The sequence below is a fragment of the Spirochaeta isovalerica genome (assembly GCF_014207565.1).
GTDB classification, from domain to species: Bacteria; Spirochaetota; Spirochaetia; order DSM-2461; family DSM-2461; genus Spirochaeta_F; species Spirochaeta_F isovalerica.
The window spans coordinates 746255-768851 of sequence record NZ_JACHGJ010000001.1; the positions used below are offsets into that span (position 1 = coordinate 746255).

Annotated in this window: 17 protein-coding genes and 1 tRNA gene; 6 read left to right on the top strand and 12 right to left on the bottom strand. The window is 43.1% G+C overall.

The features are described from left to right. Positions 1–103: 103 nt before the first annotated feature. On the top strand, positions 104–2011 hold the full coding sequence (locus HNR50_RS03165) for an AMP-dependent synthetase/ligase (protein WP_184743607.1): 1908 nt from the start codon (positions 104–106) through the stop codon (positions 2009–2011). Between the two features lie 27 nt (positions 2012–2038). Here the strand turns inward: HNR50_RS03165 and HNR50_RS03170 are convergent, their stop codons facing one another. Further along, positions 2039–2875 carry a DUF6675 family protein gene (locus HNR50_RS03170; RefSeq protein WP_184743623.1) on the bottom strand — a complete coding sequence of 279 codons (837 nt, stop codon included), beginning with the start codon at positions 2873–2875 and terminating at the stop codon, positions 2039–2041. Positions 2876–2959: 84 nt separating this feature from the next. Between HNR50_RS03170 and HNR50_RS03175 the strand changes: the two genes are divergently transcribed. Beyond that, positions 2960–5245, top strand: coding sequence for a HEAT repeat domain-containing protein (locus tag HNR50_RS03175; RefSeq protein WP_184743625.1), 2286 nt, complete (start codon positions 2960–2962; stop codon positions 5243–5245). 127 nt (positions 5246–5372) lie between these two features. Here the strand turns inward: HNR50_RS03175 and HNR50_RS03180 are convergent, their stop codons facing one another. The 3 genes from HNR50_RS03180 to HNR50_RS03190 are packed head-to-tail and all read right to left on the bottom strand — an operon-like array spanning position 5373 to position 7972. Beyond that, positions 5373–6914 (bottom strand): YifB family Mg chelatase-like AAA ATPase, encoded by a 1542-nt coding sequence (locus tag HNR50_RS03180; RefSeq protein WP_184743626.1) that lies wholly within the window; start codon positions 6912–6914, stop codon positions 5373–5375. Between the two features lie 52 nt (positions 6915–6966). Further along, entirely contained in the window at positions 6967–7416 is a 450-nt protein-coding gene (gene rnhA / locus HNR50_RS03185) for a ribonuclease HI (protein ID WP_184743628.1), read from the bottom strand. Beyond that, a complete protein-coding gene (locus HNR50_RS03190) occupies positions 7409–7972 on the bottom strand; it encodes a 3'-5' exonuclease (RefSeq protein WP_184743634.1) in 564 nt (187 codons plus the stop codon). The genes rnhA and HNR50_RS03190 overlap by 8 nt, the downstream gene beginning before the upstream one ends. 79 nt (positions 7973–8051) lie before the next feature. Between HNR50_RS03190 and HNR50_RS03195 the strand changes: the two genes are divergently transcribed. Then, positions 8052–8336 (top strand): hypothetical protein, encoded by a 285-nt coding sequence (locus HNR50_RS03195; protein WP_184743637.1) that lies wholly within the window; start codon positions 8052–8054, stop codon positions 8334–8336. Between the two features lie 83 nt (positions 8337–8419). Here HNR50_RS03195 and HNR50_RS03200 read toward each other — a convergent pair whose 3' ends face one another. Continuing rightward, positions 8420–10180 (bottom strand): phospho-sugar mutase, encoded by a 1761-nt coding sequence (locus HNR50_RS03200; protein WP_184743639.1) that lies wholly within the window; start codon positions 10178–10180, stop codon positions 8420–8422. 107 nt (positions 10181–10287) lie between these two features. Here HNR50_RS03200 and HNR50_RS03205 point away from each other — a divergent pair, with 107 nt between their 5' ends. After that, positions 10288–11403, top strand: a complete 1116-nt coding sequence (locus tag HNR50_RS03205; RefSeq protein ID WP_184743642.1) for a tRNA-queuosine alpha-mannosyltransferase domain-containing protein — start codon at positions 10288–10290, stop codon at positions 11401–11403. Here the strand turns inward: HNR50_RS03205 and HNR50_RS03210 are convergent. The 3 genes from HNR50_RS03210 to HNR50_RS03220 all read right to left on the bottom strand — a co-directional run bounded on the left by HNR50_RS03210 (position 11400) and on the right by HNR50_RS03220 (position 13473). Beyond that, a complete protein-coding gene (locus HNR50_RS03210; RefSeq protein WP_184744459.1) occupies positions 11400–12389 on the bottom strand; it encodes a sigma-70 family RNA polymerase sigma factor in 990 nt (329 codons plus the stop codon). The two genes, HNR50_RS03205 and HNR50_RS03210, sit on opposite strands and share 4 nt — an antisense overlap. A 59-nt stretch (positions 12390–12448) precedes the next feature. Further along, the gene (locus HNR50_RS03215) at positions 12449–13258 is read right to left on the bottom strand and encodes a LysM peptidoglycan-binding domain-containing protein (RefSeq protein ID WP_184743645.1); all 810 of its coding nucleotides are present in this window, start codon (positions 13256–13258) and stop codon (positions 12449–12451) included. A 141-nt stretch (positions 13259–13399) separates the two neighbouring features. Beyond that, positions 13400–13473: transfer RNA gene (locus HNR50_RS03220), tRNA-Asp, on the bottom strand. 165 nt (positions 13474–13638) lie between these two features. Between HNR50_RS03220 and HNR50_RS03225 the strand changes: the two genes are divergently transcribed. Further along, on the top strand, positions 13639–15171 hold the full coding sequence (locus HNR50_RS03225; protein ID WP_184743648.1) for a SurA N-terminal domain-containing protein: 1533 nt from the start codon (positions 13639–13641) through the stop codon (positions 15169–15171). A 12-nt stretch (positions 15172–15183) separates the two neighbouring features. Then, a complete protein-coding gene (locus HNR50_RS22275) occupies positions 15184–16779 on the top strand; it encodes a 6-hydroxymethylpterin diphosphokinase MptE-like protein (protein ID WP_184743651.1) in 1596 nt (531 codons plus the stop codon). Positions 16780–16783: 4 nt separating this feature from the next. Here the strand turns inward: HNR50_RS22275 and lepA are convergent, their stop codons facing one another. The 4 genes from lepA to HNR50_RS03250 are packed head-to-tail and all read right to left on the bottom strand — an operon-like array spanning position 16784 to position 22584. Further along, positions 16784–18592 (bottom strand): translation elongation factor 4, encoded by a 1809-nt coding sequence (gene lepA, locus HNR50_RS03235; protein WP_184743654.1) that lies wholly within the window; start codon positions 18590–18592, stop codon positions 16784–16786. A gap of 32 nt (positions 18593–18624) precedes the next feature. Continuing rightward, entirely contained in the window at positions 18625–20463 is a 1839-nt protein-coding gene (locus HNR50_RS03240; protein WP_184743658.1) for an ATP-binding response regulator, read from the bottom strand. An 8-nt stretch (positions 20464–20471) separates the two neighbouring features. Continuing rightward, positions 20472–20873 carry a response regulator gene (locus HNR50_RS03245; RefSeq protein WP_184743661.1) on the bottom strand — a complete coding sequence of 134 codons (402 nt, stop codon included), beginning with the start codon at positions 20871–20873 and terminating at the stop codon, positions 20472–20474. Next, entirely contained in the window at positions 20854–22584 is a 1731-nt protein-coding gene (locus HNR50_RS03250) for an ATP-binding protein (RefSeq protein WP_184743664.1), read from the bottom strand. Before HNR50_RS03250 ends, HNR50_RS03245 begins: the two co-directional genes overlap by 20 nt. Positions 22585–22597: the final 13 nt, after the last annotated feature.

Sequence of the window (22597 nt, forward strand, 5' to 3'; positions counted from 1 at the left end):
AAGGGACGATTGATCCATTATTTTTCTAAAGTTAAAGCGAGATATACAGATTTATACAATACGAGTATAATTAATAAAAAGGTAAAAAACGATCGGAGGTATTATGAGTCAGACCCTACCAAAGCTTTTAAAAGAAATATCTGAAAAATATCCGGAAAATGCCGCTCAATACAGCAAAGACAGTTCGAAAACATTCCAGCCCACATCGTATAAGGATTTTTATTATGAAGTCCAATGCTTCGGAGCCGGGCTTATGGACAAGGGAATTAAACGGGGAGACCATGTCGGCCTTATCTCGGAAAACAGGAAAGAATGGCTCATAGCCGATCTCGGAACACTGTCGATCGGCGCGGCGGATATTCCTAGAGGCTGCGATTCCAACGCAGAAGAAATCGCCTATATTCTCAGTTTTTCCGAGAGCAGGATTACGATTCTGGAAAGCAGTTCCCAGATAAAAAAGATTGCTCAGAAAATAGGTGAAATGCCGCTTCTCAAGGACATAATTATCCTGGACAGCGATATCAAAGATGAAGATATAGCCGAGGAAGTCAAGCATATAAACTTTCATACTTTTAATGAGATTATGGATATTGGTAAGGCCGAACTGGCTAAAGATCCCGATCTTGTCGTGAGAGAAATTGAAAAAGGCGAGAAAGACGATCTTGCGACGATCATTTTCACTTCGGGAACAACGGGAACTCCCAAAGGAGTTATGCTCTCCCATAATAACTTCCTCCATCAGGTACACGGCGTACCGGAACTGCTTGACCTCAAGCCTTCAGACAAGTGGTTATGCGTTCTTCCGGTTTGGCATTCCTTCGAAAGGATAATGCAGTATGTCTCGATCGGTGCGGGAAACGCCCTTTGCTACTCCAAACCGGTCGGCAGCATTTTTCTGGCCGATTTTGCGGCGATCAAACCGACCTGGATGGCATCGGTACCCAGAATCTGGGAAGCTGTTATGTCGGGAGTTTACAAGAAAGTCAACGCGGCAGGCGGCGCCAAAAAAGCGCTGTTCCATTTCTTTGTATCAGTGGGAAAGAGTTTCAATTTATTCAGAAATATGCTGTACGGTTTGAGACCGGAATACAGAAAACGCTCAAGAGCCGTAGAAATTGTATTATCCATCATTCCTTTTATACTTCTTTTCCCTTTGAAAAAACTGGGGGATATCCTTGTATTCAAATCCATAAAAGCAAGGCTCGGGGGAAATTTTGTTGCCGGGATTTCCGGTGGGGGTGCACTTCCCGCTGCTGTAGATGAGTTTTTCTCAGCGGCCGGTATACTTGTACTGGAAGGTTATGGTCTCACAGAGTCCGCACCTGTTCTCGGAGTCCGCAAGCAGAGCCACCCTGTTCCGGGTACGGTAGGTCCGGTTTTTCCCGGTACCGAAATAAAAATCGTCGACGAGAACGCTAACGTTCTTCCTCCCGGAAACAAAGGTCTTGTTCTGGCCAGAGGTCCTCAGATCATGCTCGGATACTACAAAATGGAAGAGCAGACGAAACTGGCTATCGACAGCAATGGCTGGCTCAATACAGGCGACCTGGGAATGTTAACAATTAATAATGAGCTGACGATCATGGGCCGCGCCAAAGATACTGTCGTTTTACTCGGAGGAGAAAATATCGAGCCTTCGCCGATTGAAGAAAAGCTGAGCGAATCTCTGTATATAAGCAAAGCTGTGCTTCTCGGACAGGATCAGAAATATCTGGCTGCGTTGATAATTCCAGATCTTGAAATGATCGAATCCTGGGCTAAAGAGAATTCCATATCATATATGTATGTTGATGATCTTGTGGATACACCGGAAGTCAACGAAATGATGAACGATATCATTCAGGAGCAGATCAGCCCTAAAAACGGTTTTAAGAGTTTTGAGAGAATCTTCAAATTCAGGATTCTGGCCAATGATTTTGAGATCGGAAAGGAATTATCCGCCAAACAGGAAATCAAGAGGCATGTGATTAACGAAATGTATTCAAAAGAAATAAAAGAGCTTTTCAAATAAAAAAAAGGGGGCGGGACCCCCTTTTTTTTAACCTCTCTCTCTGTCGAGGATATCTTTATCGGGAAGGGTTTCAGTTCCCAGCAGAGAATTCTCAAACCAGATTTCCATGGCGTACAACCTTCTGAAAAAAGAAGAATAGGGATCCATGATTTTGTTAACGAAACCGGGATTGGCCAGCTTTACACCACAATATCCGTAAATCAGGATTTCTTCCTCGCCGGGCATCAGAAGAAGATCTATCTGCATATTCTCACTGCCGACAACTTTAAGTAAAAATGTGACGTTGCTGGTATTAGTCAATGAAAAAGACATGTTCCGGCCGTCATACCGGTATTCTGCGAGATAATAATCCCGTCCGAGATTGGCCTCTTTCATATGTATTTCAAAAGAATCGTATTCGGGAATTTCAAAAACGGGCATATCATATAAAGGCTTTTTATCTTCGCCAACTACATAAACGTCTTCGAAAAGAGTTCTATAGCGCTCCTTGGTTCTTGACCAGTATTGAACTCCGCTAATATGGCTGACCTCACGAACAATATTATAAAGGATCAGGTCTCTGTCTATTTGAGTCTCAGGCATATCATATGGATAGGGAACTGAAAAAAAGGCCTCGACTGTTACATCGGGATCAATTGAATCGTGTCTTAACACAATGTTGTCTGCCAATCCTGTTTCCGGTGTATAAAACAATCCTCTCCTTGTTCTGCCAAGCCGGAACACAACGCCTTCTCTCTTAAGCTCATCCATTTCTTCCGCATTCAGTTTCGAAAGGATCCGGTCTGAGGATGAGTCCTTGCTCTGCTGAGCATGAATAGTTGAGAGAGAAATAATAGCAATAGCTGTTAATAGAATTTTTTTCATTTTATGCATCCTAATAAAATATAGAAGAGATAACAAGCTTCAAAAATTGTTGTCAATCCATCTATCTTCATTTAGGATACACCAATGAAACATAAAATTCTTATCACATTTTTAATTATTGCACTTGGACATTCCCTTTCAGCCGATATTGTTTCTACACCATTGGGGAACCGTCTAAGACAGATATTTCCCGAGATCAGAGATAATTACATCGATTTAAATAAAAACGGAAAACTGGATCGTCTCGATGACATGGACGAAAGGATTTCCGATTTTCTCGTCCAGGATGATCAGCTGCAGGTACAGGAAACCCTCGAGTATATAAAAACAAATTACCGTTATTTTCCTGTCAGAACTCTTGAGTCGGTCAGAGATGCTCTGAACAGTCCCGAAGGGACGATTAACGAGCTGATCGGTTTGAACTACGGTTCCTCAATAAGCCAATTGATTGAAAAAAGGATAGCCATGGGTGAATATGGATTATATCTCCCCCCTTCCGCTCGAAGAGTGGCCATGGCTGAAATGTCCGGTTTTCTCGAAGAGATGAATCAAGCTTATAAAAAAGAAGGCAATCAGGCTGAGAATCAGTTTTCAGCTGCAAAAAGCTCTCTGTATTCCATGCTTGAGAAAGGCTATCCTCTTCCGGAACCCATGACAGAAAACGAAAAAGAGATTCTCGAATCAACCCTTATAAACACTCTTATACGGGAACAGAGTAACAACGAAGCTGTTGAAACCGCTTTATACACATTGGGTCTGATCCGCTCTTCCCGGGGCATACCTTATATAATTCCCCTGGTCTCCCATACTTCTTATTCCGTAAGCAGCATTCGTTCTCTGGGAGCGATCGGCAACCTGGAGGCGCTGGATCTTCTTCTTATCGCTTTAGAGGAAAACCCCGATGATAATAAAAAAATAGAGATTATACGGGCGCTCGGATCAATGGGGGCCAGAGAAAGCCTGCAACCCCTTCTGTCGATCCTCAATGAAGAAGAGTTATCGGAACCACTTCTTAAAGCGGTTTTGGATTCTCTTGGAAAAATTGCGGCTGCCGGGACAAAAGACCGCCGGATCTCCGCAGCTCTGGCCGAATATCTGAATTCGGCTGATCCGGGATTGAGAATCAGTGCAGTGAACGGTCTTGCCGCCTTTAATGACCAGGCGACAGTGGCGTCACTTCTCGGATTATTCAAAAAAGAAAGGTCAGAAACTGTCCTTCTTACGCTGGTAGACAGAGCGGCGGGGATAGAGAATCAGTCCATTGTCCCATCTCTCAGCAATCTGTTACAGAATCCTCAGACATCTCTCGAGCTCAAAATCAGTTGCCTGGAAGCAATAGGCAATCACAGAGACGGAATAAAAGGGGTAAATGGCATACTTGCAGAGCTATCCTCTTCTGAACCGGAGCTGAGGAGAGCCGCTTATGACGCTTCAAAAGCCTTATTTCGATCGGACAGCACTGCGCTGACGGCATCCCTCGCACGCAGTGTCAACATAAACAAGGATCTGCTGTTCCAACAACAGGCTGCACGGTTATTTGCCGAACTGCCCGATGAGGGATCAATTAACAGCCTCCTGGCTATGCTGGACTCGGAAGATCCGGAAGTAAAAAGATTCTCAACCCTGGCTTTGTACAGAATCCGTCCTGCTGGTAATCTGAGAATCACGACAGCCCTCAATAAAATGGTTTCCAATGAAACCGAACCTCTGGATGTGAGAATCAATGCGGTCAGAGCCCTCGGCGCTGCTGGCTTCGACCACCCCTCTGTGAATGTGGAACAGACTCTTATAACCGCTGCGAATATGAGAGACGCCAAATATGCTCAGCTCCGATACTTTTCACTGAAAGCTCTGGGGCAGATGTCCGGTCTCACCGACGACTCAGTAGAAAAGATCATTGCAATTGCCGGCCGGGAAAGAGATATGTCTATACGGGAAGAAGCTGTAAGAACTCTATCATCGATCGGAATCGCCGGCAAAGAAAGACTGGATCTTATTTCATCCGCTCTGGAAAAACTCAACCCCCGCACAAACACATCTATAGCTATTCAATTCTGTGAATTGCTCGGTGAAGCCGGAAATGATAGTTTTATATCTTTCGCAAAGGAACTTAAACCTTATCTGGAGACCATAGGAGATAAAAGACGTCTGGCTTACTCATTTTACCTGAGCGGTACTGATGAAGGATATGAAAATTTCATTATGATGGGCGAAGACAGAGAATTGACAGATTTTATATCTTCTCTGGCTGAAAGTGCCGATCGGGAATTACTGACCAGGGTTATCGAAAGATTAAAAAGAACCGGCGTCAATTCTGAGATCCTCGAATTGACAGCCATTATAGAATCAGAATTGTCCTATTCTTCATAAAAGACACGGCACCCCCTGCGAGTGCCTTTTTTTATCAATTTCTTTATGGAGAAAAGGACCTTTGTGTTCCTGTTCTTGCCATTTACCTCTATGCCTACCCATAAATGCAGTTATTGAATGAAATTTTTTAATATGCATTCCAGAATATATCCCGATCACCATAACGCCTGTAATACACCGCTTCCAGAAAATGATCTTTTTGGATGTCAGAACTTTCCTCCAGATCTGCAATGGTCCGGGCAATCTTCAAAACCGAATGACAAGCTCTGGAGGATAGCGAAAGCTTACTCACTGTTTCAGTGAACAAAACACGGGTCTCCTCATCGAGTTTACAATATTTCTTCACTGCTCCCGCCGGAATCCTTGCATTCCGTGAGAAAACCTCATCGGCAAACCGTTCCTCCTGCATCTTCACAGCGGACTCAACCCTAGTCCTGATACTAAGACTTGATTCGCTCACCCCTTCCAGCAGATAAGCCGGATCGACGGGCTTCACAGGCACCCGCATATCAATCCGGTCAAGCAGCGCCCCGCCGATCTTCTTCCAGTACCGGTGGATCTCATTAGCCGAACAGACGCAGGCGCTGCCCTCCTTCCCGAGGTTACCGCAGGGACAGGGATTGGCCGCCATGACCAGTTGAAAGTCGGCGGGATACCAATAGGAATTTCCCGCTCTGGCGATGGAAATCTTCCCGTTTTCGATTGGCTCTCTCATCCCCTGAAGCAAACTGGCGCCGAATTCCGGTGTTTCATCGAGAAACAGCACTCCCCGGTGAGCCAGAGAAACTTCTCCGGGCAGGATTTCCGAACCGCCGCCGACAATACCCTCTTTAGAAGCGGAGTGATGGGGCATCCGGAAAGGTCTGTCACGAATGACAGCGACGCCTTCGGGAAGCCTTCCGGCCTGAGACCAGATGCGCGTTACCTCCAGCGATTCATCTATGGATAAATCCGGAAGAATTCCCGGAAGCCGCAAACTGGCCATGGTTTTTCCCGAGCCCGGAGGCCCGAAAAGAAGTATGTTGTGCATACCGGCTGCACAGATTTCCATGGAACGACGTAAAACAGGCTGTCCCATCAGATCCTCAAAATCGGGAGCTGAGTCTTTTGTATTCCCTTTATTTAATATAACCGGATTCGACCTGTTCCCCTTCGAACCGGAGGCGACAGCATGAATAATTTCCGGAAGTTCTTTCAGGTGGGATAAACCGAAGATTCGTCCCCCTCCGGGTACGGAAGCTTCCGCCACATTCGCATCGGGTATTATAAAAGTATCGATCCCCTCTGACAGACCGGATGCTACAGCTGAAAGCACGCCTTTGACGGGGCGTATTTCTCCGCCGAGCATCAGTTCTCCGAGAATCATAATATTCAGTTCAGGAGGTCTTGCAATAGCTTCGGAAGCGAACATGATCTCGGCTGCGATGGAAAGGTCGTGTGAAGCACCCTCTTTCCTGACACCTGCAGGAGCCATGTTGACAAGCAGCCTGTCCCGGGGAAACTGGAAACCGCTTCTTTTTACGGCAATTCTGATTCTTTCCCGGGACTCCTTGACAGCGACGTCGGGCAGGCCGACGATATCTATACCGGGAATACCCCTTCTGACATCGACCTCAATGGAAATAATCGTACCATCAAATCCGGCCGATGCATAACTGAAAACACCCATGAAAACCTCCATACTTCTGGAATACGGAGATTTCCATAACGATGCTTCAATTTCAGCTGAACTTTAATCTCTCTTCTTCAACCAGGGAATCACAAAGTTCATTATACTCATCGCCGGAATGGCCTTTTACCCAATTCCACATCAGTTCGAGCTTATCGGCTTCATTTTTCAGAGCCAGCCAGAATTCTTTATTCTTAACCGGCTTTTTTGCGGCTGTTTTCCAACCGTTTCTGATCCAGTTGAAAATCCATTGTGTCAATCCGTTCTTCACATACTGGGAGTCTGTAAATATTTCAACTTTTCTGTTTCTCAGATCACTGTTCTCATTGATATGGGACAGAGCTTTTATGACAGCCGTAAGCTCCATTTTATTATTTGTCGTGGATTCTTCTCCACCTGACAACCGGACTTCGTTTCCGTCATATAATAATACAGCGGCCCAGCCTCCCGGTCCCGGATTTCCCGTACAGCCGCCATCTGTATAAACAGTAATATCATTCATTTACACTTCCTTTTCGATAAACTTCAAGCCCCTTTTTAAGGAGTTCAAGACAGACTCTGCTGTCGTCTTCAGCACTATGGGCCTTTCTGACATTTATTGCCAGAAAAACGGCCAGATTCTGGAGAGAATAGCTTCTTCTTCCCGGCCAGGCAGCTTTAGCCAGAGCAATTGTATCAAGAACCGGAATCTCTGGTACATCCATTTCTGCCCGACCTAAAGCTTTGCGCATAAATCCCACATCAAATGAGGCATTATGTGCAACGAGAACCGACCCTGCGATCAGATTGAGAAATCGCGGAAGAACCTCTTCAATAAACGGTTTGCCTATAACGTCCCTATCATAAATGCCATGAATGGAACTGGCTGAGGGAGGGATCGGAATACCGGGATTGATGACTTCATTCATCGAATCGGTAATGATTCCTCCCGAATACCTGACGGCTCCGATTTCAACAATACGGTCTCTTCTGTTGCTCAATCCGGTGGTTTCCAGATCAAAAACTGTAAAATCCGGAGTTTCGCTTTTAAGAAAATCCAGTTTATAGATCATTTTCATATTTTGAAACTGTACAGTGACTTAAATATTAAATCAAGCAATCTTCCTGAAATGTCATTTTGCTGTTACTATCTCTTTTATGACAATCAAAGAGCTAATGAAAGAGTACAATCTTGAAATTGATGATATACGCTGGTTTCTATCTATCGGAGAAGCGCAGAAGCTGCTCTCTTTCCCTCAGGATCGCAAAGAACTTATCCGGTATATCTGGTCAGGAGAACTGGAAACCAATCTCTATAATATGGAAGAAAAATACCTCGAGAACCTTCAGGAACAGATGGATCGGAATATTACCGATGAATCGGATATAAGGGATATCTTCAAAGAAGCCGAGCTGGCAGCTATTAAACGAAAGAATTTTTGATCGGCTCTATCCCTTATCCTGTTGAATTAAGATCTGAATGTAGCTGGTAATAAAAAGGGGGGCAAATCCCCCCTCTGTTTTACCTATTTCGCCGCCCGGCTGACCATTTCCTTTACTTGTGCTTCAATAGCAGAGATCTTGGCTGTCGTACCGGCTTTCGCTTCTTCGATTTCCATACCCGGCTTTTCACAGCAAGACGCATAGAACTTGATTTTAGGTTCTGTTCCGGAGGGCCTGACCGTTACAAGGCTTCCCTCTTCGAGAATAAACTGAAGAACATTGGATGATGGAAGTTCAATATTCTTTTCGACTTTTCCGGAACTGGTGTATTTCGTTGTTCCATTCTTATAATCAATGATTTCTGCGATTTTTATTCCACCGAACGACACCGGTGGCTCGGCTCTCAAACCGGCCATAAGATTATCCATGACGGCAGCTCCCTGCTGACCTTCAAAGTAATTGGAAAACAGAGCTTCCTGATAATATCCGTACTTCTCATAAATCTCATTGAGATGATCAAGCACCGATCTTCCCTGGGTAACGTTCCATAATGCCATCTCAGCCGTCATGGTCGCAGCAGAAACAGCATCTTTGTCTCTGGCAGCTGTACCGACCAGAAAGCCGTAACTCTCTTCCCCGCCGAATAAATATGTATAGTTTTCCTTCTCTTCAAACTCTCTGATTTTCAGACCTATATATTTGAAACCCGTAAGAACTTTAAAAGTCTTTATTCCATAGGCTTCGGCGATTTTGATTTGAAGGTCCGAGGTGACAATCGTGTTGATAAATGCGCCGTTGGAAGGAAGGGTTCCAAGTTCTTTTCTCGTTCTGAAAATATAATCCGCCAGAAGTGCTCCCAGCTGATTACCGGTAATTAAGCGGAATTCTCCATTCTCCGGCACGGCAATACCCAGCCGGTCAGAATCCGGGTCGGTTCCCATTATGAGGTCGGCGTTTTCCTGTTTACCGTATTTGAGAGCCAGCTCCATGGCTTCGGTGATTTCCGGGTTGGGAAAAGCCACCGTAGGAAAATCTCCATCGGGTTTTTCCTGCTCCGGTACGGTGAAGACCGCAATACCCATTTTTTTAAGTGCATTATTCACGGGAACATTTCCGGCGCCGTGGAGTGGTGTATAAACGATTTTTAGATCCTTACCTTTCTCTTTAACCAGTTCCGGACGCAGTGTCTGGGATACAACCATTTTTTCATATGGTTCGTCCACTTCACTGTCAATCATAACCAGAAGACCTTTGCTGATAGCGTCTTCTCTGGAGATTTTTTTTATTTCCGATGTAACGGCCCTGACTTCTTTGATTATTCCAGTGTCATGGGGAGGAGTGACCTGAGCCCCATCGCTCCAGAACACTTTATAACCGTTATATTTTGCCGGATTATGACTGGCCGTAACCATGATGCCGGCCGTTGCATGGAGTTCACGAACAGCAAATGAAAGTACAGGAGTCGGCCTTAAGCCGCTGAAAAGATAGGTTTTGATGCCGTTCCCCGCCAGAACTAATGCCGCCTCTTCGGAAAAATTATCGGAAAAGTTCCGGCTGTCATAGGAAATAACGGCGATACGATCCTCTTCCCTGACATTTTTAACCATATAGGTCGCCAGTCCCTGGGTCGCTTTGGAAACAGTGTAGGAGTTCATGCGATTGTATCCTCCACCGATTTCACCCCGAAGTCCGCCTGTTCCGAAATCCAGTTCCTTGTAAAACCTCTCATTCAGTTCATCCAGATCATTCCTGTCAATCAGTTCCTGAACCTGATTTCTGAAAAAAGGGTTCTTTTCTTCTTCGATATAGGCTTTAGCTTTATTCAATATCTCTTTTTTATCCATATTTATCTCCATTTGCAATTTTTCCTGTCAGAAAATATTAGCTGATAATTACCTCTTATTAAAGTAGTGCCGCTGAAAACAATCTTATTTAATTATATAGTAGAATAATGAGCAGATTTCTATTTATTGAACCTTTTTACGGTGGCTCTCATAAATACTTTGCAGATGGCTTAATCCAAAAAAGCTGTCATGAAATCGATTTATATTCACTTCCGGCCAGATTCTGGAAATGGCGTATGAGAGGCGCTTCAGTATACGCAGTTCAACACATAAAAGATTTGATGCGATATGAGGCGATAATAGTCTCCAATATGCTTTCTGTCAGTGATTTTAAAGCACTCGCCGGTCCGGACTTACCACCTGTTATTCTCTATTTCCACGAAAATCAGATTCTCTATCCTTTAGCTGAAGGCGAAACAGAAGACCTTCACTATGGATTTACTGATTTCATATCAGCTCTTTGCGCAGACTCTATCATTTTCAACTCAGAATTTCATATGAAGGCTTTTCTGAAAGGGATACCTCCCTTTCTCTCCCGTTTCCCCGACTTTAGACCTTCGAGTTCAATAGAGAAAATACAAACAAAATGTCAGGTGATCCCTCCGGGATGTCATCTTGATCCGGAACCATATATACCTGTAGAGAGACCTGAAAACCCTGTGATAATCTGGAATCACCGCTGGGAACATGACAAAAATCCCGAAGATTTTTTTGAAGTTCTCTTTGAGCTGGACTCGGAAGGCATTCCTTTCAGCCTCGCGGTCCTGGGGGAGCGGTATACAACATCTCCTGAAATTTTTTCAATCGCTGAACAAAAACTGAAAGACCGGATTATACACTTCGGCTATGCTGAAAATTATTCAGATTACAAAGCCATTTTGAATTCGGGAAATATCGTAATAAGCACGGCTTTTCAGGAAAATTTCGGAATTTCGATAATCGAAGCCATCGGAAGCGGAAATTTTCCTCTCTTACCGAACCGCCTATCATATAAAGAGATAATACCCGAAGAATTTCATAAGTTCTGCCTATATAAAAATAAAAAAGATCTGATTAACAAACTGAAGAAACTGATCAGTCATTACGATCCCCAGCTATTACGTAAACTGGTTGAAAAGAACAAACGATATGATTGGAATCAGATAATTGCACAATATGATTTATATCTCGAACAAAAAAAAAATCCCGTAAACCGGGATTTTTATCAGGATTTATCTATTTAAATATATTCCTGTAAATCTTTGATGATTTTAAACTTTCTCAATTTGCAGATAGCTTTTTCCTGAATCTGTCTGACTCGCTCTCTAGTGATTCCGAGCATTTTTCCGGTTTCCTCAAGTGTAAAAGGTCCTTCTCCGGCCAGACCGTAACGGTACTGAATAATTTTCATCTCACGTTCGCTCAGCTGTTTCAGAACTTCTTCCAAAGTGTCCTGTAAAGCCATATTAAAAACACTTTCAAAAGGTTCCTGAGAATTATCGTCTTTAATAAGATCGGACAGTCTCGTTACGTTATCATCATCGACAGTAATATCGAGAGAAGCTGTTTCCTGTGACAATTTCATGATCTCTTTCACTTTTGAAGTGGGAAGATTCATGTAGTCAGCCAGCTCTTCCGCCGTTGGATCGCGCCCATATTCCTGCGTGAGATATTTCGCAACGAAATAACACTTTTTTATGGTATTGAGCATATGAATAGGGATCCGGATAACCCGTCCCTTATCGGCAAGAGATTTAATGATAGCCTGTCTGATCCACCAGGTTCCGTAAGTTGAAAACCGGCAGCCCTTAGTGTAGTCGAACCTGTCTACTGCTTCTATAAGTCCTATGTTGCCTTCATCAATTAGATCCAGCAAAGACAGTCCCCTATGCTGATATTTTTTGGCGATGGAAACGACCAATCGGAGATTGGCATTAATCATTCGGTTTTTTAAAGTGAGAAGACGTTCTTCCCCGACTTTGTTCTGAATTTCAAAATCAGCCTGCAGGCATGCCCCGTTGGCTAAATTTTCTTTGAGATCTTCAATTTCGTCTTTTACTGCTTTAATTCCTGCACCGATTTCCTGTTCTTCATCGACATTGAGAAGCGGATATCGGGAGATCTGTTTCAAGTAAAGCGCGAGAGGATCTGTTTCATTGATGTAACCCTGTCCATCATCCGAATTGAATGGGAGAGTCTGTACCTTTGAAACGGTCTCACTTTCGATCATTTGTTTCAATGTTTGCCCCTGTTGCAGTGGATGAGAACAAATGATTGATACTAATCGGATCAGCCTCTCGGCGCAGTATAAGTGTCTACTGGTTTGCCATCTTTAAAAACGGAGAAAAACATATCCTGCTTTCCGTCTTCAGATACTCCCAGTCGTCCTATTCGGGTTCCGGCCTTTACTTCTTCACCGACATTCACAAAGATGTCCTCGTTGCCACCATATAGGTAAATGTAACCATTTACATCTATCAATATGACATTGCCGAACCCACGGTACGGTTCAGCCAAAACGACTTTTCCTGCAGCGATGGACCTGACGTAGGAATACGCCTCTCCGTTGATTCTCACACCTTCAAGCTTACCGTCCATCTTATACCTCGTACCTGAGACAGGCCATATGAGACCGTTATCTCCGCTATCCGGCTTTTCGGGTTCCGGTAATGGCTGTTGCCCCCCATTACCAGCTTCGGAACTCGATTTAACCAGCAACCTGTCGCCGATATGAAGTACATGATTATCCGATAGACTGTTAAGAGATCTGAGTTCTTCAACAGACATTCCATTTCTACGGGAAATGCTGTATAAAGTATCCCCCTTTTTCACAAAGTATTCTGAACTTTCAATATACCAGTTGTTTTCATTATAATCCAAATGATTCTGAGGAATTTGTAAAATAATTCCCGTTTTTAGTTCATTTGGAGACGAAAGTCCATTCCGCTCCATGATCAGATCTACGGTAACGTCGTATTTTCTGGACAGGCTATATAGGGTATCACCTTTCTGAACGGTGTGATTGATTGACTGGCCGCTTAGAGAGATTACAATAAAAGATGTCAATATAACTTTTAAAAGAGTATGTCTGTTTATCATTTCTCTTATAATTACGACTTTCCCGAAGCAAATATTAAAGGAAAAATCACTGTTTTATATAAAAAGACTGATATATGTGTAATGAAGCGACATGAGACTCGGGGTAATAAAAAAGGAACATCTTTCGATGTTCCCGATGTACGGAAGCGACGGGCCTCGAACCCGCGATCTCCGGCTTGACAGGCCGGCGCGATAACCAACTTCGCTACGCCTCCATAACGATGTGAGATTAAACGCATATAAATGATTTGTCAATATATACAACAGATAATCATGTGCTTTTTTTTTGAGAGCTTTACAGGCGGTTCTTATCGTTGACAGTTTATTCCTCTTCATGCTATTTTTTTCTAAGTTTTACTTCACTGTTATAAGGAAAAATCATGTCAAAAGACACTAAGTCAAATGCGTTTAAGAAAAAAGGTGTGAAACATCATAGAAATATAGGGGTTCTGATAGGAACAAGTACGATTCTTGTTATTACAATCGTTGCTTTCATTCTGGTTCCGGCGTTGTCACAGTCTGCCTCTTCAGCTGAAGAACTGGTTTTCGGACGTTACGGAAAAACAAAGATAGATTATGTCCCCGGTAATTATTTTGCAAGACAGATTGAGTATATCAACAACATTTACAGAGATTCCGATACTTTTTCCGACAATGTCGAATACAAAAGACAGCTGGTATGGCAGACCGCTTTCAATCAGACAGTTATTCAGAAAGCCATAGAAGACAGCCTTATGAACAGCGGTGTCACGATCTCAGACAAACAGATTGATAAAGCTGTAGTAGAAAGAGGTCCCTTTAAAGTAGATGGTGTATTCAATGAAGAAGCTTACAGAAACGCCAGCACTCAGGTTAAATTTGATTTACGAAATCAGTTAAAAGAAGAGCTGTTGCGTGAACAGTACCTTACTGATGTCATGTACGGTGCTTATAGAAATGATTCGCTTCTCGATTTTGTAGCGAATATGGGTTCTGAAGAGAAAAAGTTTAATTACGCTGTTTTCAATGCCGACAGTCTGGATGATGATTTTTTCAGATCCTATGCCTCAACCAACCTCGAAAAATTTACAAAAGCTTCGCTAAACAAAATTACTGTATATACATCACAGGAAGCAGCTGAAAAACTTCTGGACAGGATCAACAAAGAGGAGATCTCTTTCAGAGATGCCGCTATTGCCGAATCACAGGACAATTTTGCAGCTGAAGGCGGAAATGCCGGAGAACTTTACTTTTACGAAGTTCTTAATGATGTGGAATCAGAAGATGCGACTAACAACATATTCGCTTTGAATGATAGAGAGATCAGCCCTGTAATAAAGACAACATACGGCTGGGTTATCTATCAGATGATAAGCACTCCTTCTATGCCCGATCTCGTTTCACAAGAATTTCTGGACGACGTTAAAGTCTATATGTCCCGCAATGAAAAAGGTCTCATCGAAGACAGTCTCGTAGCAAAAGGAAATGAGTTCTCAGGAAGATTGGAGAATGATTCCGATTTCCTTACAACAGCAGCTGCCATGAATATACAGAACGGTACTTCCGGATATTTCGCAGTGAACTACGGAAACAACAGAATGATTCCCAGCAGCATAACAAATGCAACAAATCAGGATCCGGCGTTCTCAAGCGCAGCATATGACGAACTCTTCCTGGAAAGACTTTTCGCACTTTCCGATGAGGGTGAAGTTTCCGATCCCCTCGTTCTGGGAAACAATATCATTGTCGCGCAGCTGGCCGGAACCCAGGAATCGACTGCGATTCCCGAAGATAGCATGGCTTATTACAAATATCAGATTGAATCTGAAATAACCGGATATATGCAGTCGGATCTTCAGAATATCGTTCTTTCTTCAGACAAACTGGAAAACAATTTTCTGAGAACTTATGCTAAAATATTTTACGCTAACTGAGGTTATTAATCAGTGAGTTCCGAATTACCCCTGACTGTAGATACAGGCAGGGGTTTTTCAATTAATTACAAAGGTCAGAGCCTTTACTCCCGTTACAATCCCTCTAAAACTCCCGAACGTATCGCTTTGAATCAGGAACTGGATGAGGATACGCTTTATCTTTTACCCTCGCCGCTCCTCATGTACGGTGTCGATATATTATTAACCCGTTTACCCGAGTCATCTTTTCTTCTGGGAATAGAATGTGATCAGGAATTGATGAAATTATCTATGAGCTCAGGGAGTCTGAAATCTCATAGCCGATTTGAACTGGTCAGACTCGATACGCGAGAACAGTTGAAAACGATGATTGACAGGTTGGGATCCTGGCGGTTCAGACGATCTAAAGCCATATTTCTCAATAGCGGCTATAATCTGAATAAAGATATTTATGATACATTAATCAACTTCGCCGCCTTGCATTTAAATACCTTCTGGAAAAACCGGCTGACTTTGAACAAACTGGGGGCTTTGTGGATTCGCAACATCTTTCAAAATCTGGAATTAGTCCAATCTGATTTACCGGATAATTCGGGTAAAATGATTGTGGTTTGCGGAGCCGGTCCTTCCCTGGACTCAACAATTAATATTATCAGAGAGCATAGGAATCATTTATATTTAATTGCTGTCGATACGGCCCTTTCAACTCTGCTCGATGCCCATATTGAACCTGATCTTGTTTTTGCCCTGGAAGCGCAATTTTATAATCTCGGGGACTTTCACAATACGGGAAGCAGCTCTTTCGAACTACTGGCGGATTTAACGTCATATCCCGCCGTATGCCGTCTCAACAATGGCCGGGTGTATTTTACCTTTACAGATTTTGCTGAAACGATTCTGATCAACCGCCTGAAAGAATTCGGGTTATCATTAATTGAAATTCCCCCATTAGGTTCAGTCGGTGTTGCCGCTGTCTATTCGGCCTTAACCATTTTCAGCGAACCGATTTTCCTGACCGGTCTTGATTTCTCTTATATTCCCGGAAAAAGTCACAGCAAAGGCAGTCCTTTTATAAAATCCATACTCAGATCGAACGACCGTTTACATCCGCTGACCAACAATTCCGGTATCAGAAGAAGAAACATAATAAAACTTCAAGGCAAGATACCAGAGACGGAAATCACAACAGATTCCATTCTGAGCGGATACGGCCGGTTGTTAAGCGAGCTGCTGAGAGACAGCAACAGGGTTTTTGATCTATCCCGGGAAGGATTCCCCCTGAATATTCCCTTTGTCGATGAGAAAGAGTTATCAGAGATCATCTCTTCTCAGGAAAATACCGGAGCAGAAATTCCCTGTAAAACAATTCACACATTTGACTCAAGGGGATTTCTGGAGAATGAGCAGAATCTGCTGTCTTTCGTCATCAGTTTATGGGACAAATTTATTCAGTCGAACAATTCAGAGATACCTCAGGAGCTTATGAATGCTTTAGTTCAGGTAGATTATATCTATATAGATTTTCCGGACAAACTTCCTCATCCTGTTAACGATCTGTCATTTGTTTCAAGAGCTGTAAAAAAAGCCCGGGAATATTCCGGGCTTATCGAAAGAATACTGAAAAACTAATAGGTCAGTCTTCATCGGTGCGCAGTACCGCCAGGAAAGCTTCCTGAGGCAGTTCCACATTACCGACCATCTTCATTCGCTTCTTTCCTTCCTTCTGTTTTTCCAGAAGCTTTTTCTTCCTGGTAATATCACCGCCATAGCATTTTGCCGTTACATCTTTTCTGAGGGCGCTGATAGTTTCCCTGGCTACTATTGTATTGCCGATAGCCGCCTGGATAGGAATTTTAAACTGTTGACGGGGAATCTCACCTTTGAGCTTCTTGCAGACACTTTTGCCTCTTTCATGGGCATTGTCTTTAAAGACAAGCTGACTGAGAGCATCGACTACCTCCCCGTTGAGGAGAATGTCCAGCTTAGCGAGTGAGGTTTCCTTGAATCCGTGTAATTCATAGTCAAATGAAGCATAACCCCTGCTGATGGATTTCAGTTTATCATAGAAATCGAAGAGGACCTCGGCGAGCGGCATTTCATAGAAAATCTCGACGCGCTTCTCATCAAGGTAATTCATTTCCTGCTGTATGCCTCTCTTATTCATACAGAGAGTCATAATATTTCCAAGATAATCAGTCGGTGTGATAATTGCCGCTTTGATATAGGGCTCTTCCGCTTTTTCGATTGAACCGGGATCGGGATATTCGGCCGGATTATCGAGATAGTATGTTTCCCCTTTCATATTGGTCAGCCTGTACCGAACGGAAGGAGAAGTCAGAACAATGTTCAAACCGAATTCCCTTTCCAGCCTTGCCTGGACAACCTCGAGGTGAAGAAGTCCCAGAAAGCCGCAGCGGAAACCGAATCCCAGAGCGGCGGATGAGTCTTTCTCATAAATCAATGAGGCATCATTGAGCTTCAGTTTATCGATGGCTGTATGAAGCTCCTGATACTGATTTGTATCAATCGGGTATATGGATGAGAAAACAACCGGTTTGACTTCTCTGAAGCCCTCACAGGGCTCTGAGCAGGGATTCTTTTTCGATGTTACAGTATCACCGACTCTGACATCGGAAATATTTTTTATTCCCGCAATGAAATAGCCGACATCGCCAGCCTGTATTTTCCCGGTTTTATCAAGTCCGATTTTAAATACCCCGACGTCTTCCACTTTGTACTCGGCATTATTGGACATGAATTTAATTTCATCTCCTTCCTTCAGCTCTCCATCAAACATTCTCACATGAATGACAACTCCCCTGTAGGGATCATAATGAGAATCGAAAATTAGAGCTTTAGGGGGATTTGATCTCTCGCCTGATGGTGCGGGAATCCACTCGACAAGTCCTTCCATCAGTTCATCGATGCCCAATCCCGTTTTTGCCGAGATGGGAAAAGCCATTTCAGAATCAAGTCCGAGATCATGTTCAATCTGATGCTTGACTCTTTCGAGATCAGCACTTGGCAAATCCATCTTGTTAATGACTGGTATGATCTCCAGATCGTGTTCCATAGCCATAAACATGTTGGACAGGGTCTGAGCTTCCACGCCCTGAGTAGCATCAATGAGAAGTAAGGCTCCTTCGCAGGAGGAAATTGCCCGGGAAACCTCATAAGAAAAGTCGACATGTCCCGGGGTGTCGACCAGATTCAATTCATATTCATTTCCGTCTTTACTGTGAAAAGGGATTGTGACGGCTTGAGATTTAATTGTGATTCCCCTTTCTCTTTCAATATCCATGGAATCGAGCATCTGATTCTGAAAATTCCGATCATTAACGACTTCGGTTTTCTGAAGAAAACGGTCAGCCAGAGTTGATTTACCATGATCGATATGGGCGATGATGCAAAAATTCCTTATTTTGGACTGGTCACTATTCATAGGAGGAATCATATCTCAAGAAGGCGAAATCATCAATTACTGTCGAGACAGTTCCTGATAAGTCCGGAAAAATCATCGGGGTCAAAAGGCTTCTGAATAAAGTAGCTCAATTGGCTGTTACTTTTATGAGCCGTCGAAGTAAACATAGTTTTCATAGATGGTGAAAATGCTGTAATTCGACGACTCAGCTCTTCTCCGGAAATATTCGGCATATAGAGATCGGTTATGAGAAGATCGAAAGGAGGATTCCTCTTTTCGGCAATGAGAATAGCCTCTCCCGCATATCCGGTATCGGTTACATTGTATTTTTTGTTCCTGAGAATTCTCACCATGATAGAGCGGACAAATTCATCTTCTTCTACAACCAGAATGGATTCATTTCCCAGGTCATCGATAGAAGATTTCATAGAGGGTTTATTTCCCGTGACGACTGATTCAAGTCTTTTGAAATAGAGTTCGAAAAGGGTTCCCTGACCTGCGCTGCTTTTGAGATCTATGAAACCACCGGAATTCTGTATGATCCCATAAACTGTGGATAAGCCGAGTCCGCTGCCCTTCCCCCCCTTTGTCGAAAAGAACGGTTCAAATATCATGGATTGAATTTCAGCGGGAATCCCCGTTCCGCTGTCTTCCACACTGATTTTCACATATTCTCCCGGAGGTAATTTTCCGGATCGGAGATATATTTCCCTGGCGTTTTTCACAATTTCCGTTGAGACTTTTATTTTGCCTTTCTCCTGAATGGCGTCACGGGAATTCACAACAAGATTAATGAGAATCTGTTCCATTTGAACAGGATCAATACTGATTATGGCTTCGGAGGGAGTAAGCGATATATCAAGAGACACTGATTCAGGAACCATTCTTTCGAGAATTCTTTCCAGATCGATTATGATTGAGTTAAGATCAATGTTTCTGGGATTGTGTACCTGATTTTCGGAAAAAGTTAAAAGCTGCTTTGTCAGCTTTACGGCTTTTTTAGATGTGGTCTGTATTCCTTTAATATCATTTTCCAGAGTCGGCTCACATTGCATAAGATTCTCATTATCGAGAATAAGAGAACAGTATCCCATTATGACTGTTAAAAGATTATTAAAATCGTGTGCCACACCTCCTGCCAGACGGCCGACCGCTTCCATTTTATGAGACTCTCTCAATTGCGCTTCGAGATAAAGCTGCAGCGTTATATCCGTCAGGATTCTTACAGAAGTACCCTTATTTCCTATATTTCCCTGTAAATAGGTCTGGTTAATCTCCAGTGTTCTTAAATTGCCTTCAGTATCGGTAAATTCTCCTCTTTTTCCATTGAGGGAGTAATTAATCTTAAAGACATCATCAAATAAACGCCCAGTCAATTCTCCCGGTCCTACCAGCTTTACCGCTGCCGGATTGATATATTTGATGATATTTTCTTTGTCACAGATAATTACCGAATCATCAATGCTGTCGAATGTAGAAACGAAGAGAGCTTCTCTTTCCTTGAGTTTCTCTTCCAGATGAATCATATTCAGAGCCATTTCAATAATGACGAGCAGCCTTCGCTTATCGTAAGGCTTTATAATATATCCGTAGGGATATGAGTTTTTTGCTTTTTCAAGTGTGGATTTGTCTGCATAAGCAGTCAGAAAAATAACCGGGATGTCATAGAGCTCTTTAATTTTAAGTGAAGAATCCAAGCCATCGAGAAGGCCTTTTATATTAATATCCATCAGAATCAGGTCCGGGCGGGGATATTTTTCGAAATCGTTAAAAAGATCGTCACTGGAACTGCAGATACGATTGATATCATAACCGGCTTTTTCAAGAAGCATTGAGAGATCAAGCGAAACGATCGCCTCATCTTCAACAATGAGGATAGATTTTTTATTCATCAATCAAGTTATTGTTCTTCAAAACCCAATTTGGACATTTCCTGCTTTAGCTGAGCTATTTCCACAGGTTTGACAATATAGGACGACGCTTCACCTTTATTATAAGCCGTAACGACATTTTTGGGATCTCCCAGAGCTGTGGTCATAATGACTTTAACTCTGTCGACGTCGGAAAGACCGATCTCTTTTTCATAAGCCCTGATCTGCTGGAGCGCCTCCTGCCCATCCATTTCGGGCAGCATGATATCCATCATAATAAGGTTGTAGGGAGCTTTTTCTTCCCATGCCATTTTAAAAGAGCTGAGGGCTTCCTCTCCATCGACAACGACATCACAACTCCCGTATCCGGCCAGAAGCTTTTTCATAAGAACTCGACTTCCAAAATCATCTTCAACTATAAGAATTCTCATAAACTCCTCCTGAAGAACTGACGATATGTGAGGTCAGTTCCATGTGAATCTTATTTAATTTATCTATGTTTTTCAACTTAACCGCAGCTGCTAATCTGAAGAGAGCTTCCGATTCGAAATTCAGTTCCACGATTTTATGTTGAGAGCGGAATTCCCGTATTCTGCGATTGCATTTATCATATTCTTTTTTTTCAAAAAATATTTTAAGTTCTTCCACCAGAGAGATCAGTTCCTTTTCCATCCCGCTGGCTTCGCGGGAAACACCAGCTTCGGTTTCCTGAACGATTTCAACAGTTTTCTGATCGGAACTTATTTCTACAGGGATCTGAATAGTGAAAGTACTGCCTTCTGAAAGCTCGCTTTCCACTTCCAGTGAGCCGTTGAGCAGTTGTACCAATTTATTCACCAGAGTCAGACCGACTCCAACTCCACCATAATATCTGGTTCTCGAGCCATCGACCTGTGTAAAAAGCTGGAAAATCCTCTTTTTCTGATCGTCGCTTAGACCGATTCCCGTGTCTTTAAAACAAAGAATCAGAGCCCCTTTATCGACACGGGCTGAAATCTCAATATGTCCATTCTGGGTAAACTTAAAGGCATTACTGAGCAGACAGGAGATAATTTCGCGTATTTTGTTTTTATCTGCAACGATCACAGGCAGATCTCCTGTGGAAACCAGCAAATCTATAGATTTTAATTCAGCCTGCTGACGGAAAGTTTCCGCGACCTCTTCTATCAATGCTTTTACGGAAAAACGGCTGGTTAAAATCTTTATTACACCTCTATCAATTTCCGCCAGTTCAAGCAGTTCGTTAACCTGTTTCAACAACCTGTCTGCGGCCTTCCCGATCAGCTCATGCATTTCCTTTAGTTCGCTATCTGTCGAGAGCTCTGATACTATGCTGTTCATTCCGATAATGGTATTCAGAGGAGTTCGCAGTTCATGAGTTATATTGGCCAGAAAATCATTTTTAGCCCGGCTGGCATCTTCTGCCGCCCGGCGGGCTTTCTCCAGACCGATCTCATAGGCGACCTGTTTGGTGATGTCATGTATAAAATGCACCTGGCCCAGCTTCTGATCATCCTCAAAGATTTCTGTTCGGGAGTACTCAATTTCAATCTCCCGCTCACCTTTTCGAAATCGCATTCTGCCTTTTTCTGAAAAAATGTAATCGTCGATCTCGAAAATATCACCGGGAGATAAATCATAATCCATCAGTTCCCCGGCTTTCCTGTTAAAGAATATCACCCTGTTTTCTTCCGATACGGTAATAACCGCATCGTTCATATTATTGAGAGTGCTGTATAGCCAGTTGCTGTTATCCTGGATTTTTTTTCTGACATCATCACGCTTGATAGCCAGTTCAATGGTAACGAGAAGTTCTCCCTCCCGGAAAGGTTTCAGGATGTAACCTGACGCATCTGAGATCCTGGCCTTTTTCATTGTTTTCTCATCAGCAAAAGCTGTGAGAAAAATGATAGGACAATCAACAGCCCTTCTTATAAGAGAAGCTGTTTCAATTCCATCAATCGAGCCTTTGAGGTTGATATCCATAAGAATCAGATCAGGAACTTCCTCTTTGGCGATTTCAATGGCCCGGCTGCCGGTTGAGACTATGTCAATGACACCGTATCCATGGCTTTCCAACCTGGACTGGATATCGAGGGCGACTATACCTTCATCTTCAACGATTAGTATTCTTTTTTCCAAGAGAAGACTGACC

Coding starts and splice junctions, on each gene's coding strand:
- HNR50_RS03215 (WP_184743645.1), bottom strand. CDS start 13,258: ATGATAAACAGACATACTCTTTTAAAAGTTATATTGACATCTTTTATT.
- HNR50_RS03195 (WP_184743637.1), top strand. CDS start 8,052: ATGACAATCAAAGAGCTAATGAAAGAGTACAATCTTGAAATTGATGAT.
- HNR50_RS03190 (WP_184743634.1), bottom strand. CDS start 7,972: ATGAAAATGATCTATAAACTGGATTTTCTTAAAAGCGAAACTCCGGAT.
- HNR50_RS03210 (WP_184744459.1), bottom strand. CDS start 12,389: ATGATCGAAAGTGAGACCGTTTCAAAGGTACAGACTCTCCCATTCAAT.
- HNR50_RS03200 (WP_184743639.1), bottom strand. CDS start 10,180: ATGGATAAAAAAGAGATATTGAATAAAGCTAAAGCCTATATCGAAGAA.
- HNR50_RS03225 (WP_184743648.1), top strand. CDS start 13,639: ATGTCAAAAGACACTAAGTCAAATGCGTTTAAGAAAAAAGGTGTGAAA.
- HNR50_RS03245 (WP_184743661.1), bottom strand. CDS start 20,873: ATGAGAATTCTTATAGTTGAAGATGATTTTGGAAGTCGAGTTCTTATG.
- HNR50_RS03175 (WP_184743625.1), top strand. CDS start 2,960: ATGAAACATAAAATTCTTATCACATTTTTAATTATTGCACTTGGACAT.
- HNR50_RS03180 (WP_184743626.1), bottom strand. CDS start 6,914: ATGGGTGTTTTCAGTTATGCATCGGCCGGATTTGATGGTACGATTATT.
- HNR50_RS03205 (WP_184743642.1), top strand. CDS start 10,288: ATGAGCAGATTTCTATTTATTGAACCTTTTTACGGTGGCTCTCATAAA.
- HNR50_RS03240 (WP_184743658.1), bottom strand. CDS start 20,463: ATGAATAAAAAATCTATCCTCATTGTTGAAGATGAGGCGATCGTTTCG.
- lepA (WP_184743654.1), bottom strand. CDS start 18,592: ATGAATAGTGACCAGTCCAAAATAAGGAATTTTTGCATCATCGCCCAT.
- HNR50_RS03170 (WP_184743623.1), bottom strand. CDS start 2,875: ATGAAAAAAATTCTATTAACAGCTATTGCTATTATTTCTCTCTCAACT.
- HNR50_RS03165 (WP_184743607.1), top strand. CDS start 104: ATGAGTCAGACCCTACCAAAGCTTTTAAAAGAAATATCTGAAAAATAT.
- rnhA (WP_184743628.1), bottom strand. CDS start 7,416: ATGAATGATATTACTGTTTATACAGATGGCGGCTGTACGGGAAATCCG.